Origin of the sequence: Thalassobacillus pellis, assembly GCF_016908295.1 — a bacterium.
GTDB classification, from domain to species: Bacteria; Bacillota; Bacilli; order Bacillales; family Halobacillaceae; genus Thalassobacillus; species Thalassobacillus pellis.
This window is the reverse complement of record NZ_JAFBDO010000010.1, coordinates 25312-41939: the sequence shown is the minus strand read 5'-3', so window position 1 is coordinate 41939 and position 16628 is coordinate 25312. Positions and strand designations below refer to the sequence as shown.

Genomic DNA, 16628 nt, shown 5'->3' with positions numbered 1-16628 from the left:
GAAAACAGAAATGAGACATCGATACGGTATGATGAAAAGTCAATAGGAGGTGGAATGATGAGCAAAATTATCGAGCACAAAAAGCAGATTGTATCTGAAATTGCTGACAAGTTCCGCAACAGTAAATCTACCATCCTTGTAGATTACCGCGGTCTTGACGTTGCAGAAGTTACTGACTTGCGTAAACAGCTTCGTGAGGCTGGCATCGACTTCAAAGTGTACAAGAACACAATGACACGCCGTGCCACGGAAGAAGCGGAGCTGTCTGAGCTGAACGATACATTGGTAGGTCCTACTGCCATTGCATTCAGTGAAGAAGATGTCGTAGCACCTGCCAAAATCCTTAACAACTTTGCAAAAGAGCACGATGCACTTGAAATCAAAGGCGGTGTCATCGAAGGCAATGTTGCTACCCTTGAACAAATCAAGGAACTTGCAGATCTTCCAAACTACGAAGGTCTTGTATCCATGCTACTCAGCGTGCTTCAAGCACCAGTACGCAACTTTGCATATGTTACCAAAGCTGTGGCTGAGCAAAAAGAAGAACAAGGCGCTTAATAGCAGACCCGTTTACGGTTAAATCATAAACAAACAATTTTAAGGAGGAACTTAATCATGAGTCATGAGCAAATTATTGAAGCGATTAAAGAAATGTCCGTTCTTGAACTTAACGACTTAGTTAAAGCAATTGAAGAAGAATTCGGAGTAACTGCTGCAGCACCAGTTGCTGCCGGCGGCGGCGGTGCAGCTGAAGAAGCTGAAGAACAAACTGAATTCGACGTTATCCTTGAGAGCGCTGGAAGCTCTAAAATCAAGGTTGTTAAAGCAGTACGCGAAATCACTGGTCTTGGTCTTAAAGACGCGAAAGACCTTGTTGATAACGCACCAGGCGCAATCAAAGAAGGCATTTCTAAAGAAGACGCTGAAGAAATCAAAGGTAAGCTAGAAGAAGCAGGCGCTTCTGTAGAAGTTAAGTAATTACATGTCTTGAGGTAAAGCTCGCTGAATATCGGCGAGCTTTATTTTTCTTATACCTTAAGAAAGTTTAACTTAGTTAAAAAAGTATAAGGAAAACTGAGGTTTTCGCCATAAGGACTTGGCGATAAGCCAAGTTTTTCTAACAGTCTCTAATCTATTTTGTGAAGTGAGTGGTTAATATGCCTGAACACTATTATTCCAAAAAGACCCAGGCTGCCAGTGATGAAAAAACGTGGAACTTTGTTCTAAAGGGTGAAAGCTTCCAATTTACGACTGATAATGCCGTTTTTTCAAAAAAGGAAGTAGATTTTGGTTCCCGCGTTTTAATAGACACCTTCCAAGTTCCGGATGTTCCAGGCAATCTTCTGGATTTAGGTTGTGGTTATGGACCGATCGGGCTTGCCTTAGCCAGGACTTATCCTGAGCGTACGGTCTATATGGTAGATATCAATGAACGGGCGGTAGAATTAGCACGGAGAAATGCAATGAATAATCACATCGACAATGTGGACATCAGGGAAAGTGATCGGATGGAAGCGTTGGAGGGAATGAAGTTCGCGGCCGTTTTGACCAACCCGCCGATTCGTGCAGGTAAACAGGTTGTACACGGAATGTTTGAAGAAGCTCACCAGGCATTAGCTGACGGGGGAGAGTTATGGGTGGTCATTCAGAAAAAACAGGGGGCGCCTTCTGCCCGTAAAAAGCTGGAAGAAATCTTTTCGCAAGTAGAAGTAGCTGCTAAGGAAAAAGGTTACTACATTCTTAAGGCGAAAAAAGTTTGACTCGCAAAATTGTTTGTGCTAATATTGAAAAATGCCTCTATGTGCTTTCTTTTGTCAAGGCTTTTTTATATTTGATGTATAAACCTTGTAAGAAAGGGCTAGAATGGTAAAATCGAAATAGAATAGAACAACTTTTCTTTTTTGTCTAACGTTAGAGAGAAATGAAGATTTAATTGTTTTAAGATTCCATCCGTGATTTTCGCGGATGCCACAATAAATCGGCTTGTGGTCGATAGATCTTCCATAAGCTTGTTCGGCATGTCTTGCCGGACCCTTTTTACGTAACATAGAAGTGATAGGTTCAGGAGGGCTGGATTTATTATACCATGCCAGTTGCTCTTTTCACTTACCTCTGAAAAAATGCTTGTAAATACACAAGCGTTCGGTTCTTTTAGGGAACACGTGGAGGAGTGGACCATATCTACTTTTGCTATTTTATCAAAATGCTTGATTTGAGGGGTGAAGCAGTTGACAGGTCAACTAGTTCAGTATGGACGACACCGCCAGCGCAGAAGCTATGCGCGCATCAGTGAGGTACTAGAGTTACCTAACTTGATCGAGATTCAGACAGCTTCCTATGAGTGGTTTTTGGAAGAAGGTTTGAAAGAAATGTTCCAGGATATTTCACCGATTGAAGATTTCACAGGAAATCTTTCATTGGAATTTGTAGATTACAGTCTAGGTGAACCAAAATATCCTGTGGACGAGTCAAAAGATAGAGACGTGACCTATAATGCTCCATTAAGAGTCAAGGTCCGCCTTTTGAACAACGAAACAGGTGAAGTGAAGGAACAAGAAGTGTTCATGGGTGACTTCCCATTGATGACAGACACTGGAACATTCATTATCAACGGGGCAGAACGTGTCATCGTTTCCCAGCTTGTCCGTTCACCGAGTGTCTACTATAACAAGAAGATAGATAAAAACGGTAAAAAAGGCTACACAGCCACCGTCATTCCAAACCGTGGTGCATGGTTAGAATTCGAAACCGATGCGAAAGATGTCGTACATGTCCGCATCGATCGAACAAGAAAACTGCCAATTACGGTTCTTTTGCGTGCGCTTGGATTCGGAACCGACCAGGAGATTATCGACTTGATCGGTGACAACGAATACCTGAAAAACACGCTTGAAAAAGACAACACTGAAAACAGCGAAAAAGCGCTTCTTGAAATTTATGAGCGCCTACGCCCTGGCGAGCCGCCGACAGTAGAAAATGCGAAAAGCTTGTTAGTATCCCGCTTCTTTGATCCGAAGCGTTACGACCTTGCCCGTGTCGGCCGTTATAAGATGAACAAAAAGCTTCATATTAAAAACCGCCTGTTCAACCAGACGCTGGCAGAAACTTTAGTAGATGAAGAGACCGGCGAAGTGCTGGCGGATAAAGGTGACAAGATTGACCGTCGCCTGTTGAATAAATTGCTTCCTTATCTGGAAGGTAAAGAAGATAATGCCGGTGACGAAATATTAGAGCCACATGATGGAGTGCTTGAGGATCCAATCAGGGTACAATCCATCAAGATTGTAGATCCAACTGACCCAGAAGGGGAAAGATCTATCAATGTCATTGGTAATTCGAACATTGACAAAAATATCAAAAATATCACGCCTGCTGACATCCTTTCAGCGATCAGCTACTTCTTCAACCTGTTACATCAGGTAGGGGATACGGATGATATTGACCATTTGGGTAACCGTCGCCTCCGTTCTGTCGGTGAACTACTGCAGAACCAGTTCCGGATCGGTTTATCCCGTATGGAGCGTGTGGTGCGTGAGCGTATGTCCATCCAGGACACTTCGTCTATTACACCACAGCAACTGATCAATATCCGGCCGGTCATTGCGTCGATAAAAGAGTTTTTCGGAAGCTCGCAGCTATCCCAGTTCATGGATCAGACCAATCCGCTGGCAGAGCTTACTCATAAACGTCGTCTATCTGCGCTCGGGCCAGGTGGTCTGACGCGTGAACGTGCAGGTTTTGAAGTCCGTGACGTTCACTACTCCCACTATGGACGTATGTGTCCGATCGAAACGCCAGAGGGGCCGAACATCGGTCTGATCAACTCGCTTTCCTCTTACGCGAAAGTAAATGAGTTTGGTTTCATAGAAACGCCATACCGCCGTGTCGATCCGGATACGAACAAAGTGACAGCGCAAATCGATTACCTGACCGCTGATGAAGAGGACAACTACGTGGTAGCCCAGGCGAACGCTCGTCTTGATGATGATGGATCCTTTACAGACCCTGAAGTCATCGCCCGTTTCCGAGGGGAAAACACAGTAGTCAGCCGTGAACGTCTCGACTACATGGACGTTTCACCTAAACAGGTAGTATCTGCAGCGACTGCTTGTATTCCATTCCTGGAAAACGATGACTCGAACCGTTCCTTGATGGGCGCGAACATGCAGCGTCAGGCAGTACCATTATTGCAGCCGGATGCACCTATCGTCGGTACCGGTATGGAATATGTAAATGGTAAGGATTCTGGTGCAGCAGTCATTAACCGCCACGATGGTGTCGTGGAGCGCGTTGAGGCGAAAGAAGTATTAGTGAGAAGAATTTCCGAGGTGGATGGAAAAGAAGTGGAAGGTGACCTTGATCGTTACCGTCTGCAGAAATTCATCCGTTCCAACCAGGGAACCTGTTATAATCAGCGTCCGATTGTATCTCAAGGAGACCGCGTCAAAAAAGGTGAAATCCTTGCTGATGGGCCTTCCATGGACAAAGGTGAACTTGCTCTCGGTCAAAACCCGCTGGTTGCCTTCATGACATGGGACGGCTACAACTACGAGGATGCTGTCATCATGAGCGAACGGTTAGTGAAAGACGATGTCTATACTTCCGTTCATATCGAGGAATATGAATCAGAAGCACGCGATACGAAGCTAGGACCAGAAGAAATCACTCGGGATATTCCGAATGTCGGAGAAGAAGCGCTGAAAGACCTGGATGCACGAGGAATCATCCGTGTCGGTGCAGAGGTCAGCGATGGAGACTTATTAGTAGGTAAAGTAACGCCAAAAGGTGTAACCGAACTTTCTGCCGAAGAACGTCTTTTACATGCAATTTTCGGTGAGAAAGCACGTGAAGTCCGAGACACTTCCTTGCGAGTACCACATGGTGCCGGTGGAATCGTACTCGACGTTAAAATTTTCAACCGTGAAGATGGCGATGAGCTCCCTCCTGGTGTTAACCAGCTGGTACGTGTCTATATCGTTCAGAAGCGTAAAATTTCTGAAGGGGATAAAATGGCAGGACGACATGGTAACAAAGGTGTCATCTCCAAAATTCTTCCTGAAGAAGATATGCCATACCTTCCAGATGGTACACCGGTTGATGTCATGCTTAACCCATTAGGGGTACCATCACGGATGAACATCGGTCAGGTGCTGGAACTACACCTCGGAATGGCTGCCAGACAGCTTGGCATCCGAGTTGCAACACCAGTATTCGACGGTGCCCGTGAAGAAGACGTCTGGGAAACACTTGAAGAAGCAGGAATGCCACGTGATGCCAAGACAGTCCTCTATGACGGACGTACTGGAGAACCTTTTGATAACCGTATTTCTGTCGGTGTCATGTATATGATTAAACTTGCTCACATGGTAGATGATAAGCTTCACGCCCGTTCAACTGGACCATACTCCCTGGTCACGCAGCAGCCGCTTGGTGGTAAAGCACAGTTCGGTGGGCAGCGTTTTGGTGAGATGGAGGTATGGGCACTTGAAGCATATGGTGCTGCTTATACTCTGCAAGAAATTCTTACAGTTAAATCCGATGATGTCGTAGGTCGTGTTAAAACATACGAAGCGATTGTCAAAGGGGAAAATGTTCCAGAACCTGGTGTTCCAGAATCATTCAAGGTCTTGATCAAAGAGCTGCAAAGCTTAGGGATGGACGTCAAGATTCTGTCAGGTGACGAAACAGAAATCGAAATGAGAGATATCGAAGAAGAGGAAACAAAAGCCTCTGAAAATCTGAATCTCGAGCCGGAAGAAAGCTGATACCAGCAGCACAGAAAAAATGTGTTCTAAGCTTAGGGAAACCTGGATACTAAAAGGGAGGTAGGCCCCTTGCTAGATGTAAATAATTTTGAGTATATGAAAATCGGTTTGGCCTCACCGGATAAGATTCGCTCTTGGTCATATGGTGAAGTCAAAAAACCAGAAACAATTAACTATCGTACGTTGAAACCAGAAAAAGATGGTCTCTTCTGTGAACGTATTTTCGGTCCTACCAAGGATTGGGAATGTCACTGTGGTAAATACAAACGTGTACGCTATAAAGGTGTCGTTTGTGACCGTTGTGGGGTAGAAGTTACCAAAGCGAAAGTACGCCGTGAGCGCATGGGGCACCTGGAACTGGCCGCCCCTGTCTCACACATCTGGTATTTCAAAGGCATTCCAAGCCGGATGGGGTTAGTACTCGATATGTCCCCACGCGCTTTGGAAGAAGTCATTTACTTTGCTGCCTATATCGTAACGGATCCTGGAGAAACAGCTCTTGATAAAAAGCAGTTGTTGTCAGAAAAGGAATACCGTGCGTACCGGGAAAAATATGGCGGCAACTTTGGCGCTCAAATGGGTGCGGAAGCTATTCGCAGATTATTAATGGATATTGATCTTGATAAAGAGGTAGATGCTCTAAAAGAAGAGCTGAAAACTGCTCAAGGTCAACGCCGGACACGGGCAATCAAGCGTCTGGAAGTACTGGAGGCTTTTCGTCACTCCGGTAACGATCCATCCTGGATGATTCTGGATGTTCTTCCGGTCATCCCTCCGGAGCTTCGCCCTATGGTGCAGCTGGATGGTGGCCGTTTTGCCACTTCCGACTTGAACGACCTTTATCGTCGTGTCATAAACCGTAACAATCGTTTGAAACGGTTGCTCGACCTTGGTGCCCCAAGCATCATTGTCCAAAATGAAAAACGTATGCTTCAGGAAGCTGTCGATGCATTGATCGACAACGGACGCCGCGGCCGTCCAGTAACCGGTCCAGGTAACCGTCCGTTGAAGTCACTGTCCCATATGCTGAAAGGTAAACAGGGACGCTTCCGTCAGAACCTGCTCGGTAAACGTGTCGACTATTCCGGTCGTTCCGTTATCGTTGTTGGTCCTAACTTGAAGATGTATCAGTGTGGCCTTCCTAAGGAAATGGCACTTGAGCTATTTAAGCCGTTCGTCATGAAAGAGCTTGTCGAGCGTGGGCTTGCCCATAACATCAAGTCAGCTAAACGGAAAATCGAACGGATTCATCCGGAGGTATGGGATGTGCTCGAAGAAGTAATCCGGGAGCATCCGGTACTGTTGAACCGTGCGCCTACCTTGCACAGACTGGGAATTCAGGCATTCGAACCAGTATTGGTCGAAGGCCGGGCAATTCGTCTGCACCCGCTCGTATGTACAGCTTATAACGCTGACTTTGATGGTGACCAAATGGCCGTTCACGTACCGTTATCCGCCGAAGCGCAGGCAGAAGCACGCATCTTGATGCTTGCTGCGCAAAACATCCTAAACCCGAAAGATGGAAAACCAGTTGTAACACCTTCCCAGGATATGGTTTTGGGTAACTATTACCTGACCATGGAGCGTCCGGGAGCTGTCGGAGAAGGCATGGTCTTTAAGGATCTGAATGAAGCACTGCTTGCTTATCAGACCGGATATGTCCACTTGCATACTCGCGTGGCAGTATATGCTGGTTCCTTAAACAATGAAACATTAACAGAAGAACAAAGTAAACAGCTGCTATTGACTACGGTCGGTAAGCTGATTTTCAATGAAATGCTTCCAGCCTCGTTCCCTTATATGAATGAGCCTACGCAGGAAAACCTGGAGATCAAGACTCCAGAGCATTACTTTGTTGAAAAGGGCACAAATGTACGGGAAGAAATCGCTAAACGCGATGAAATTCTTCCATTTAAAAAAGGTATCTTAGGAGATATTATTGCAGAAGTATTTAAGCACTTCTCTATCAGTGAAACCTCCAAGATGCTTGACCGTATGAAAGATCTAGGATTCTCTTTCTCCACCAAAGCTGGTATGACAGTCGGTGTATCTGATGTTGTTGTATTAGCGGAAAAACAAGAAATCCTGGATCAGGCACAAGAAAAAGTGGATAAAGTGCTTAAGCAGTTCCGCAGAGGTCTAATCACGGAAGAAGAGCGTTATGACCGTGTCATTGAAATCTGGTCGAAAGCGAAGGATGATATTCAGGACCGTCTGATGAAATCCTTGAACCCGCGTAACCCGATCTTTATGATGAGTGATTCCGGTGCCCGTGGTAACGCCTCTAACTTCACGCAGCTGGCTGGTATGCGTGGTCTGATGGCTAACCCGGCAGGACGAATCATTGAATTGCCGATCAAGTCCAGTTTCCGTGAAGGGCTGACAGTATTGGAGTACTTTATCTCCACACACGGTGCGCGTAAAGGTCTTGCCGATACCGCACTGAAAACAGCCGACTCCGGTTACTTGACGCGTCGTCTTGTTGATGTGGCACAGGATGTCATCATCCGTGAAGACGATTGTGGCACGGACAGAGGTCTGACGGTGGCTTCCTTGACAGAAGGCACAGAATTGATTGAGCCGCTCATTGACCGCTTGATCGGAAGGACTTCCTTCCAGACAGTCCGCGATCCGGAGACAGATGAGGTATTGGCTACGCGGAACGAAGTTATTTCTGAGGATGCAGCGAAGGCAATCGTCGATTCCGGTATTGAAGAAGTGGTCATTCGTACTGCCTTTACATGTAACACCAGACATGGTGTTTGTAAGAAATGTTACGGCCGTAACCTTGCTACCGGAGACGAGGTCGAGGTTGGCGAAGCAGTTGGTATTATTGCTGCCCAATCCATCGGTGAACCTGGTACCCAGTTGACCATGCGTACCTTCCATACAGGCGGGGTCGCAGGGGATGACATTACACAGGGTCTTCCTCGTATCCAGGAATTGTTTGAAGCCCGTAACCCGAAAGGCCGCGCTGTCGTTTCGGAAATCTACGGTACCGTTCAGGAAGTCAATGAAGTTAAGGAAAAACAAGAAATCGTCGTACAAGGCGATGTGGAGACCCGTTCCTACACCGCTCCATACGGCGCACGTATGAAAGTCGCTGTCGGAGATGAAGTGAAAGCCGGGCAGGAGCTGACAGAAGGTTCTGTAGATCCGAAAGAGCTTCTTACTATCAGCGGACTGGATGGCGTACAGGAATACTTGTTGAAAGAAGTACAGAAGGTTTACCGCATGCAGGGTGTTGAAATCGGCGATAAGCACGTCGAAGTCATGGTCCGTCAGATGCTTCGCAAGATTCGAGTCCTTGACTCCGGAGATACAGAAGTACTGCCGGGATCCTTGCTGGAAATCCACCAATTCCGCGATGCCAACAAAAAGGCGTTGCTTGAAGGCGGCCAGCCTGCTGTGGGACGTCCGGTATTACTTGGAATCACCAAAGCTTCTCTTGAAACGGATTCCTTCTTATCTGCTGCTTCCTTCCAGGAGACGACTCGTGTCCTTACAGATGCAGCCATTAAAGGAAAACGTGATGAGCTTCTCGGCCTGAAAGAGAATGTCATTATCGGTAAGCTTGTTCCTGCCGGTACGGGAATGACCCGCTACCGCAAGATCCAAGCTGATAAAGAGGGAGAAGAAACAGTCCAACAGGAAGAAGTCGATCAACTGACACAGTAATTTATGACTGGTCAGATCAACTTGGATAAATAAGACGGGAAGCATCTTGAAAATCACTTCGAATACTAGTTGACACGGGTAATCGTGAGTGATACTATAATCAAGGTGCTTCCATTTATCCTTGTTACTTTGGAGGATATGAATGAAAAATGTCTTATGAAAAAGTAGCACAGGCTAATTCTAATATCGTTATTGGAACGAAACAGACACTGAAAGCCATGAAAAATGGTGAAGTGGAAGAGGTTTTCGTTGCTGATGATGCAGATCATCAAGTAACTGAAAAGGTTTTGCGCCTGGCGAATGAATTGAACATTCCCTGCCAGCGGGTAGACTCCATGAAAAAACTTGGGGAAGCCTGTGACATTGATGTCGGTGCAGCCACTGTGGCGATAAAGCAATAAAGTTTTGGCGGTAAAACGCGAAGGCTTTGTTTTTTGCCTAATTATGAACCACCTGGATGTGTGGTATTAAAAAAGCAAGGAAGGGAGGATATCCAAAATGCCAACGATTAACCAATTAGTACGCAAAGGACGCGTCAGCAAAGGTCGTAAATATGACTCTCCAGCATTGAACAAAGGCTACAACAGCTTCAAGAAAAGCTTGACTGATCAGTCTTCTCCTCAAAAACGCGGAGTGTGCACACGTGTTGGTACAATGACACCTAAAAAACCGAACTCTGCATTGCGTAAATATGCACGTGTCCGTTTGACTAACGGAATCGAAGTTACAGCTTATATTCCTGGAATCGGACACAATCTGCAAGAGCACAGTGTTGTGCTTATCCGTGGAGGCCGTGTTAAGGACTTGCCAGGGGTACGTTACCACATCGTACGTGGTGCGCTTGATACTGCAGGTGTTGAAGGACGTATGCAAGGCCGTTCCAAATACGGTACAAAACGCCCTAAAAAATAATGGCCAAATGGCCGATTGAAGATAAATACATCATGGAAAGGAGGGGGACATATGCCACGTAAAGGTCCAGTAGCTAAGCGTGATGTGTTGCCAGATCCGCTTTACAAATCTAAACTTGTTACTCGTTTGATCAACCAGATCATGGTTGACGGACAGCGCGGTAAAGCCCAAAAGATTCTATATAAAGCATTCGATCTTGTTCAGGAACGTAGCGGTAACGACCCTATGGAAGTTTTCGAACAAGCAATGAAAAATGTTATGCCAGTACTTGAGGTTCGCGCTCGTCGTGTGGGTGGTTCTAACTACCAGGTACCAGTTGAGGTACGCCCGGAACGACGTCAAGCACTAGGTCTTCGTTTCATTGTAAACTATTCCCGCCTGCGCGGTGAAAAGACGATGGAAGAACGCCTTGCTAACGAAGTATTAGACGCAGCAAACAACACAGGTGCAGCAGTGAAAAAACGCGAAGATATGCACAAAATGGCAGAAGCGAACAAAGCATTCGCTCACTATCGCTGGTAATAACCAACGAATCCTAAAACTTACATTCAGGAAGGAGAAAGATTCATGGCTAGAGAATTCTCCTTGGAGAAAACGCGTAATATCGGTGTCATGGCCCACATCGATGCCGGTAAAACAACTGCTACTGAACGTATCCTTTTCTATACAGGACGTATCCACAAAATTGGGGAAACTCACGAAGGTGCTTCCCAGATGGACTGGATGGAACAGGAGCAGGAGCGTGGGATCACCATCACGTCTGCAGCGACGACTGCTCAATGGAAAGGTCATCGTATTAACATCATCGATACACCAGGACACGTAGACTTCACTGTTGAAGTTGAACGTTCCCTGCGTGTGCTTGATGGCTCTGTTGCAGTACTTGATGCGCAATCTGGTGTTGAGCCTCAAACAGAAACTGTTTGGCGCCAGGCGACAACATACGGAGTACCACGTATCGTATTCGTCAACAAAATGGATAAAATCGGCGCAGATTTCATCTACTCTTTAGGCACGTTGAAGGATCGACTAGGCGCGAATGCAGCGGCTGTCCAGCTTCCAATTGGTGCAGAAGATGACTTCGAAGGCATCGTTGACTTGGTGACTATGGAAGCATACTACTACTTGGATGATCTGGGCACTCGTGCAGAAGCCCGTCCGATCCCAGACACGCATAAAGAGCAGGCAGAAGAGTACCGTGGAAAACTGATTGAAGCGGTAGCTGACTTTGATGAAGAGCTGATGATGAAGTATCTTGAAGGGGAAGAATTGACAAATGATGAGTTGAGAGCGGCAATCCGTACTGCGACTCTAAGTGTTGATTTCTACCCTGTCTTCTGTGGTTCTGCCTTTAAAAACAAAGGGGTTCAGCTGTTGATCGATGGTGTCATCGATTACCTTCCATCCCCATTGGATGTACCTCCAATTGAAGGTCATGTGCCTCAAACAGAAGAAGAAGTTGTCCGTAAAGCGGATGATAACGAACCATTCTCTGCTTTGGCATTCAAGGTCGCAACAGACCCTTATGTCGGTAAGCTGACGTTCTTCCGTGTTTATTCCGGAACATTGAACTCCGGTTCTTACGTGAAGAACTCCACGAAGGATAAGCGTGAGCGTGTAGGACGTATCCTGCAGATGCACGCCAACTCCCGTGAAGAGATTTCAACGGTTTATGCCGGAGATATCGCAGGGGCAGTAGGATTGAAAGATACAGGTACTGGTGACACATTATGTGACGAGAAAAGCCTTGTTATCCTTGAGTCCATGGAATTCCCTGAACCAGTTATCTCTGTTGCTATCGAACCGAAATCAAAAGCCGACCAGGACAAAATGGCTGTTGCTCTAGGCAAACTGGCAGAAGAAGATCCTACTTTCCAAACGGAAACGAACGTAGAAACAGGTCAGACAATCATCGCAGGGATGGGTGAACTTCACCTTGACATCATTGTTGACCGTCTGCGTCGTGAGTTCAAAGTAGATGCCAATATCGGTGCTCCTCAGGTTGCTTACCGTGAGACGTTCCGTTCCACCGCTGAAGTCGAAGGTAAATTCGTACGTCAGTCCGGTGGTCGTGGACAATACGGTCATGTTTGGGTCAAATTCGAGCCAAACGAAGAAGGCGCCGGGTTTGAATTCGAAAACAAAATCGTCGGTGGTGTCGTACCGCGTGAATACATTCCTTCTGTAGAGCAAGGGATTAAAGAATCACTTGAAAATGGTGTACTTGCCGGATATCCTATGGTCGATATCAAGGCTACCCTATACGATGGTTCTTACCACGATGTCGACTCCAACGAGATGGCGTTTAAAGTTGCTGCTTCCATGGCACTGAAAGAAGCTAAGAACAAATGTAACCCAGTGCTTCTTGAGCCATTGATGAAAGTAGAAGTTGTCATCCCTGAAGAATACATGGGTGACATCATGGGTGATGTAACTTCCCGTCGTGGACGTGTAGAAGGTATGGAAGCCCGCGGTGCTGCTCAGGTAGTCAAAGCGTTTGTGCCACTTTCTGAAATGTTCGGTTATGCAACAGCGTTGCGTTCCAACACACAAGGCCGTGGAACATATACGATGCACTTTGACCACTATGAGGAAGTACCTAAGAGCATCTCTGAAGAAATTATCAAGAAAAATGCTGGTCAATAATTGATTTTTTTGACGAGTTCAAGTATAAAGTATAGTGTAAGCTAAGAGGCAGCTCATAGCTGCTTCTGGGCTTCATATAAAAAAAGCAAACAATAACACTTTGTTATTTACTTAAAGGAGGAACTATAAATGGGTAAAGAAAAGTTTGATCGTTCCAAATCCCACGTCAACATCGGAACTATTGGTCACGTTGACCACGGGAAAACTACGTTGACAGCTGCTATCACTACAGTACTTCACAAGAAATCAGGCTCTGGTACTGCAATGGCGTATGACATGATTGACGGTGCTCCAGAAGAGCGCGAACGTGGAATCACAATCGCTACTGCACACGTTGAGTATGAAACTAATAACCGTCACTATGCACACGTTGACTGCCCAGGTCACGCTGACTATGTTAAAAACATGATCACTGGTGCTGCACAAATGGACGGTGCGATCCTTGTAGTATCTGCTGCTGATGGTCCAATGCCACAAACACGTGAGCACATCCTGCTTTCCCGTCAGGTTGGTGTACCTGCGATCGTAGTATTCTTGAACAAAACAGACATGGTAGACGACGAAGAGCTTCTTGAACTAGTAGAAATGGAAGTTCGCGATCTATTGACTGAGTATGAATTCCCTGGTGATGATGTACCAGTAATCAAAGGTTCTGCTCTTAAAGCGCTAGAAGGCGACGACGAGTACGAAGCTAAAATCTTTGAACTAATGGACGCAGTGGATGAGTACATCCCAACTCCAGAACGTGACACTGACAAGCCATTCATGATGCCAGTTGAGGACGTATTCTCAATCACTGGCCGTGGTACAGTTGCAACTGGCCGTGTTGAACGTGGACAAGTTAAAGTCGGTGACGAAATCGAAATCATCGGTCTTGCTCCAGAGGCTAAGAAAACAACTGTAACTGGTGTTGAAATGTTCCGTAAGCTTCTTGACTATGCAGAAGCTGGTGACAACATCGGTGCACTTCTACGTGGTGTAGCACGTGAAGACATCAACCGTGGACAAGTACTGGCTAAGCCTGGTTCTATCACTCCACACACTAAATTCCGTGCGGAAGTTTATGTACTATCTAAAGAAGAAGGTGGACGTCATACTCCATTCTTCACTAACTACCGCCCACAATTCTACTTCCGTACTACGGACGTAACTGGCGTTTGCCAACTGCCTGAAGGCGTAGAAATGGTAATGCCTGGTGACAACGTTGAAATGACAGTAGAACTTATCTCTCCAATCGCGATTGAAGATGGAACTAAGTTCTCTATCCGTGAAGGTGGCCGTACAGTAGGCGCCGGCGTTGTTGCTGAAATCACTGAGTAATAGCGATTAGATAAAGAGGCTGCCTCACAAGTCTGAAATAGACTTGCCGAGGCAGCTTTTTTTTATGGTCCAGGGAATCAAAAAGAGGGTGTTTGCTTTGCATACGTAACACAGAGTGAGCTATCTGCATCTATCTGAAACTTTTTTCAGCTTAGTTCGTAATGATAGGTAAGGAGATGGTGAATGTGCATTTACAAGAAGAACTTCTTTACCTGTCGATCGACGAGAAAACTAAAAAGTTGAACGTCAGTAAACAGACATTGCAATATGCTCTGGCTGGTGCTGTTCTAATGGAATTTGCCTTAGATGATTGTATTAGTGTTCACAGCAAAAAAATAGTATGGAACAGAGCAGACAACACTTATGAATCTCCAGTCCTCTCGCATTATGCTTCTAAACTCGATGAGATGGATGGCAAGAAACTTAAATCTGTGATTCAAAAGATAGGAAGAACAGAATTAATTGATAGAGTAATGGAAAGCCTTGTCTATACTCATAAAATAATTATAAAAGAACGGCCTTTTTTATTCCTTTTTAAATCAAAGGAATATCATATTGTGGATGCGCAAGATCGTCAAACACAATTGGAAAAGTTGAAAGAGGATTTGTTCCAGGAAGATATAGACGTACTCTCGGAACGTACGATGTCACTTGCGTTCCTGCTTCAAATATGCAAGCTTGACCGAAAGCTCTATCCAGATAATCATAAGGAAATACAAAGAAAGCTGAAAGAACTTAGAAAGTCGAATGTCTATGCCCAGTCTGTGCACCAGGTTCTGGAGGATATCCAAACGGTAATGACTGTGCTTCTTACAACTACAATCGTCACGACTTCTAGTACTTCCACCTCTTAATTTCAAAAAGATGATCGGAAGTAAATTCTAAATATAACCCAAACAATTCAACGGGATATCAGGCTGTCGAGTAAATATCGACAGCTTTTTTCATGGTGAAGGAATATCAACTTTATAAAAGGGGGACTGGCTGTATCATTTCATGCTCACCGCTTCTGACAGCAAGTATCTACTATATAAACGGCGTGCCTTCCAGAAGGTGAATGTTTTTGGAAGCAGGGGTTGATATGCACAAAAAACCTTAGTATAATGGGGAATTGTATGGCTGACAGCAGAAAAATGCTGGACACCTGAAATCCTTTGGTTTTAGGTCTTGCATCCATCACTGTTTTTCTATATAATGAATAATGTTGGTCATAAAAGGCGATGATGCGAAAGGTTGTTGACACACCCGGCCCCTTTGCCATGGCGGGTGCGTCGAGGAATTTTCGCGGAGAAAGTCTATTTAAAAAATGGGCGAAAAGGAGGGAAAATAATGGCAAAAGAGAAGATTCGTATTCGTTTGAAGGCGTATGATCACCGTATTCTTGATCAATCCGCTGAAAAAATCGTGGACACTGCGAAGCGTTCAGGTGCTGGTGTATCCGGTCCGATCCCGCTTCCGACAGACAAAAGCATCTACACAGTACTGCGTGCGGTTCACAAGTACAAAGATGCTCGTGAACAGTTCGAAATGCGCACACATAAACGTCTAATCGACATCATCAATCCAACACCACAAACAGTAGATTCGTTGATGCGTTTGGATCTACCATCCGGTGTGGATATCGAAATTAAATTATAAAATAGTATTTTCAATTAATAGGAGGTGTAACGGATGGCGAAAGGAATCTTAGGACGCAAAGTCGGCATGACTCAAATCTTTTCTGAAGATGGAGAGTTGGTCCCGGTTACGGTCGTTCAAGCTGAACCGAACGTTGTTCTTCAAAAGAAGACAATCGAAAACGACGGCTATGAATCTCTGCAATTGGGCTTTGCTGATCAAAAGAAGAATCGCGTGAACAAAGCTGGGCAAGGACATGCTGATAAAGCAAATACCACCCCTAAGCGCTACGTTCGTGAAATCCGTAATGTAAATCTTGACGATTATGAAGTAGGTCAAGAAGTTAAGGTAGATATTTTTGAGGCTGGAGACATCATTGATGTAACTGGTACTTCTAAAGGTAAAGGTTTTTCAGGCGCAATCAAGCGTCATAACCAATCTCGCGGACCAATGACACACGGGTCTCGTTATCACCGTCGTCCAGGTGCGATGGGTGTAATTGATCCAATGCGCGTATTTAAAGGAAAGAACCTTCCAGGTCAAATGGGTAACGAGCAAGTGACATTGCAAAACCTTGAAGTTGTAAAAGTTGACGCTGAGCGCAACTTGCTTCTTATCAAAGGTAACGTCCCTGGCCCGAAGAAATCTTATGTGAAAATCTCTAGTGCAATCAAGGCTAGTAAATAATTA

At 45.4% G+C, this 16628-nt stretch carries 13 protein-coding genes; all 13 read left to right on the top strand.

What is annotated here, in order from left to right; translation table 11 throughout:
- Nucleotides 1-57: 57 nt before the first annotated feature.
- The 13 genes from rplJ (at nt 58) to rplC (ending at nt 16625) form a co-directional block, all read left to right on the top strand.
- The gene (gene rplJ / locus JOC33_RS19810; RefSeq protein WP_205094514.1) at nt 58-558 is read left to right on the top strand and encodes a 50S ribosomal protein L10; all 501 of its coding nucleotides are present in this window, start codon (nt 58-60) and stop codon (nt 556-558) included.
- 57 nt (nt 559-615) lie between these two features.
- Nucleotides 616-978: a 50S ribosomal protein L7/L12 gene (gene rplL / locus JOC33_RS19805; RefSeq protein ID WP_205094479.1), complete on the top strand. Its 363-nt coding sequence runs from the start codon at nt 616-618 to the stop codon at nt 976-978.
- Nucleotides 979-1157: 179 nt separating this feature from the next.
- On the top strand, nt 1158-1760 hold the full coding sequence (locus JOC33_RS19800) for a class I SAM-dependent methyltransferase (RefSeq protein ID WP_205094477.1): 603 nt from the start codon (nt 1158-1160) through the stop codon (nt 1758-1760).
- Between the two features lie 468 nt (nt 1761-2228).
- Nucleotides 2229-5765 carry a DNA-directed RNA polymerase subunit beta gene (rpoB, locus tag JOC33_RS19795; RefSeq protein ID WP_205094475.1) on the top strand — a complete coding sequence of 1179 codons (3537 nt, stop codon included), beginning with the start codon at nt 2229-2231 and terminating at the stop codon, nt 5763-5765.
- Nucleotides 5766-5834: 69 nt separating this feature from the next.
- Nucleotides 5835-9443: a DNA-directed RNA polymerase subunit beta' gene (rpoC, locus tag JOC33_RS19790; RefSeq protein WP_205094473.1), complete on the top strand. Its 3609-nt coding sequence runs from the start codon at nt 5835-5837 to the stop codon at nt 9441-9443.
- A 149-nt stretch (nt 9444-9592) separates the two neighbouring features.
- Nucleotides 9593-9844, top strand: a complete 252-nt coding sequence (locus JOC33_RS19785) for a 50S ribosomal protein L7ae-like protein (protein ID WP_205094471.1) — start codon at nt 9593-9595, stop codon at nt 9842-9844.
- Between the two features lie 97 nt (nt 9845-9941).
- Complete coding sequence (gene rpsL, locus JOC33_RS19780; RefSeq protein WP_205094469.1) at nt 9942-10355, top strand: 30S ribosomal protein S12; 414 nt, start codon at nt 9942-9944, stop codon at nt 10353-10355.
- 51 nt (nt 10356-10406) lie between these two features.
- On the top strand, nt 10407-10877 hold the full coding sequence (rpsG, locus tag JOC33_RS19775) for a 30S ribosomal protein S7 (RefSeq protein ID WP_205094467.1): 471 nt from the start codon (nt 10407-10409) through the stop codon (nt 10875-10877).
- A gap of 45 nt (nt 10878-10922) precedes the next feature.
- Complete coding sequence (gene fusA / locus JOC33_RS19770; RefSeq protein ID WP_205094465.1) at nt 10923-13001, top strand: elongation factor G; 2079 nt, start codon at nt 10923-10925, stop codon at nt 12999-13001.
- Between the two features lie 129 nt (nt 13002-13130).
- The gene (gene tuf / locus JOC33_RS19765) at nt 13131-14321 is read left to right on the top strand and encodes an elongation factor Tu (RefSeq protein ID WP_205094464.1); all 1191 of its coding nucleotides are present in this window, start codon (nt 13131-13133) and stop codon (nt 14319-14321) included.
- Between the two features lie 185 nt (nt 14322-14506).
- Complete coding sequence (locus tag JOC33_RS19760) at nt 14507-15175, top strand: GPP34 family phosphoprotein (protein ID WP_205094462.1); 669 nt, start codon at nt 14507-14509, stop codon at nt 15173-15175.
- A gap of 475 nt (nt 15176-15650) precedes the next feature.
- Nucleotides 15651-15959, top strand: coding sequence for a 30S ribosomal protein S10 (rpsJ, locus tag JOC33_RS19755; RefSeq protein WP_205094460.1), 309 nt, complete (start codon nt 15651-15653; stop codon nt 15957-15959).
- Between the two features lie 33 nt (nt 15960-15992).
- Complete coding sequence (gene rplC, locus JOC33_RS19750; RefSeq protein ID WP_205094458.1) at nt 15993-16625, top strand: 50S ribosomal protein L3; 633 nt, start codon at nt 15993-15995, stop codon at nt 16623-16625.
- Nucleotides 16626-16628: the final 3 nt, after the last annotated feature.